The sequence below is a fragment of the Streptomyces sp. 13-12-16 genome, assembly GCF_002114215.1.
Lineage (GTDB): Bacteria > Actinomycetota > Actinomycetes > Streptomycetales > Streptomycetaceae > Streptomyces.
In genome coordinates this window covers 3,043-5,977 of record NZ_NCTE01000365.1, presented here as the reverse complement: position 1 = coordinate 5,977, position 2,935 = coordinate 3,043, and the positions used below count along the sequence as shown (strand labels likewise).

Annotated in this window: 3 protein-coding genes; all 3 read right to left on the bottom strand. The window is 70.7% G+C overall.

The window, feature by feature from the left end:
• The coding region (locus B7767_RS15385) for an ABC transporter ATP-binding protein (protein WP_085572690.1) at positions 1-1,066 on the bottom strand (1,066 nt) is incomplete at its 3' end.
• A 120-nt stretch (positions 1,067-1,186) separates the two neighbouring features.
• Positions 1,187-1,960 (bottom strand): ABC transporter permease, encoded by a 774-nt coding sequence (locus tag B7767_RS15380; RefSeq protein WP_085572689.1) that lies wholly within the window; start codon positions 1,958-1,960, stop codon positions 1,187-1,189.
• A 5-nt stretch (positions 1,961-1,965) separates the two neighbouring features.
• Positions 1,966-2,928, bottom strand: a complete 963-nt coding sequence (locus tag B7767_RS15375; RefSeq protein WP_085572688.1) for an ABC transporter ATP-binding protein — start codon at positions 2,926-2,928, stop codon at positions 1,966-1,968.
• Between the last annotated feature and the right edge of the window lie 7 nt (positions 2,929-2,935).

Here is a 2,935-nt window from a genome sequence, read left to right as displayed (position 1 = left end):
GTCCGGGCACGCCCTGCGGCGCGGCGAAGGGCTGCCCGCCCTGCTGGGGCGGCGGCGGGGCGTACCAGCCGGGCTGGCCCTGCCCCGGAACCGGCATCGGCGGCTGCGCGCCGGGCGGCAGCGGCTGCTGGAGCCCGGCCTTCTGGTCGGTGGTCGAGCGGTAGTCGACGGCGCCCTGCGTCATCCGCATGTACGCCTCCTCCAGCGACGCCTGGTGCGGCGACAGCTCCCACAGCCGTACGTCGGAGTCGTGGGCGATGTCGCTGATGCGCGGCAGCGCCAGTCCCGTCACCCGCAGCGCGCCGTCCTGCTCGGGCAGCACGTGGCCGCCGGCCTCGGTGATCGCGGCGGACAGCTTCTCGCGCTGCTGCGGCTCGGTGTCGGGGGTGCGCACGCGCGCGAAGTCGGCGGAGTTGGCGGAGATGAAGTCCGTCACGCTCATGTCGGCGAGGAGCTGTCCGCGCCCGATGACGATGAGGTGGTCGGCGGTCAGCGCCATCTCGCTCATCAGGTGGGAGGAGACGAAGACCGTACGGCCCTCGGCGGCCAGCGCCTTCATCAGGTTGCGCACCCAGAGGATGCCCTCGGGGTCGAGGCCGTTGACCGGCTCGTCGAACAGCAGCACCTGGGGGTCGCCGAGCAGCGCGGCGGCGATGCCGAGCCGCTGGCCCATGCCCAGGGAGAAGCCCTTGGACCGCCTGCGCGCCACCTCGTGCAGGCCCACCACGCCCAGTACCTCGTCCACCCGCCGGGCCGGGATGCCCGAGAGCTGGGCCAGGCTCAGCAGGTGGTTGCGGGCGGACCGGCCGCCGTGCACCGCCTTCGCGTCCAGCAGCGCGCCGACCTGACGGGGGGCGTTGGGCAGCCTGCGGTACGGGTAGCCGCCGATGGTGACCTGTCCCGCGGTGGGGTTGTCCAGACCGAGGATCATCCGCATCGTCGTCGACTTGCCCGAGCCGTTGGGACCCAGGAACCCGGTGACGGCGCCGGGCCGTACCTGGAAGGAAAGGTTGTACACAGCGGTCTTGTCGCCGTACCGCTTGGTCAGGCCGACTGCCTCGATCATGCTCCGCACCCATCGAAAGGTTCAGGACAGCGGGGCACACGCCCCCGTAAGGGTTAGGAGCTTATCGAGGCGCTGACGGTTCCGCTCAAGTCGAGGTAAAAACCGGTCCCGCGCGGTCACTCACTGGGCGTCGCGCCGCTTCAGCAGCACATAGCCGCCGACGACCGCCGCGAGCACCCAGAGCGCCATGATCCCGAGGCCGCCCCAGGGCCCGTACGGGGTGTCGTCGTCGAGGGGCGTCACCACCTGCATGATCCTGCTGCCGGCCTGGTCGGGCAGGAACCGTCCGACCTTCTTCGTGGCGTCGACGTTGCCGAGGATGTTGGAGATCAGGAAGAAGAACGGCATCAGGATGCCCAGCGACAGCATGGGGGAGCGCAGCATCGCGGCGACGCCCATCGAGAACAGCGCGATCAGCGTCATGTAGAGGCCGCCGCCGATCACCGCCCGCAGCACCCCGTCGTCCCCGAGGGCCGCCTTGTGCTCGCCGAGCATCGCCTGGCCCAGGAAGAACGTGGCGAAGCTGGTCGCCATGGAGACCACCAGGGCGAGCGCGGTGGCGACCGCCAGCTTGCTCAGCAGGAACGTGCCGCGCCGCGGTACGGCCGCCAGCGAGGCGCGGATCATGCCGGTGCTGTACTCGTTCGACACCACCAGCACCCCGAACACGATCATCGCGAGCTGCCCGAGGCTCATCCCGGCGAAGCTGATGAACGTCGGGTCGAAGGAGAGCCGGTCCCGCGCGCTCAGGGAATCGAACTCGTTCCTCGACAGCGCCGAGATCAGCATGCCGAGCGCGATGGTGACGACCACCGCCAGGGAGAGCGTCCACACCGTGGACGCCACCGACCGGATCTTGGTCCACTCCGACCGTACGACCTGCGTCACCGCCATGCCGCTCAGCCCTTCTTCCAGCTCTCGCCCCACTGCTGCCGCGGGGGCGCGGGCGCGCCGGTGCCGGTGTGCGCGTGGTACTCCACCGACTCCGCGGTCAGCCGCATGAACGCCTCCTCCAGGGAGGCCTGCTGCGGGCTCAGCTCGTGCAGCACCAGCTGCTGCCGGGCCGCCAGCTCCCCGATGTACTCGGCCTTGGAGCCGTCCACCTCCAGCGCCCCGTCGCCGCTCTCCACGGCGGTGATCCCCGCCTGGCGCAGCACGTCGAGGAGCCGCTCGCGCTGAGGGCTGCGGACCCGGACGTACGAGCGGGAGTTGTGCTCGATGAACTCCGTCATGGAGGTGTCGGCGAGCAGCCGGCCCTGGCCGATGACGACGAGGTGGTCGGCGGTCAGCGCCATCTCGCTCATCAGGTGGGAGGAGACGAAGACCGTACGGCCCTCGGCGGCCAGCGTCTTCATCAGGTTGCGGATCCAGTGGATGCCCTCGGGGTCGAGGCCGTTGACCGGCTCGTCGAACAGCAGCACCCGGGGGTCGCCGAGCAGCGCGGCGGCGATGCCGAGCCGCTGGCCCATGCCGAGCGAGAACCCCTTGGCCTTCTTCCGCGCCACCGCCGTCAGCCCGACCGTGTCCAGCACCTCGCGCACCCGCTGCCGCGGGATGCCGTTGCTCTGCGCGAGGCACAGCAGATGGTTGTAGGCGCTGCGGCCCGGGTGCACGCCCTTGGCCTCCAGCAGGGCGCCGACGCGGGTCAGCGGCTCCTGGAGGCGGTCGTAGCGCGTGCCGTCGATCCGTACGTCCCCGGCGGTCGGGTGGTCCAGGCCCAGGATCATCCGCATGGTGGTCGACTTGCCGGCGCCGTTCGGACCGAGGAAGCCCGTGATGATGCCCGGTCTGACGGTGAAGGTCAGGTCCTTGACCGCCACCTTCTCGCCGTACCGCTTGGTCAGCCCCTCGAGCTCGATCATGCGGCCA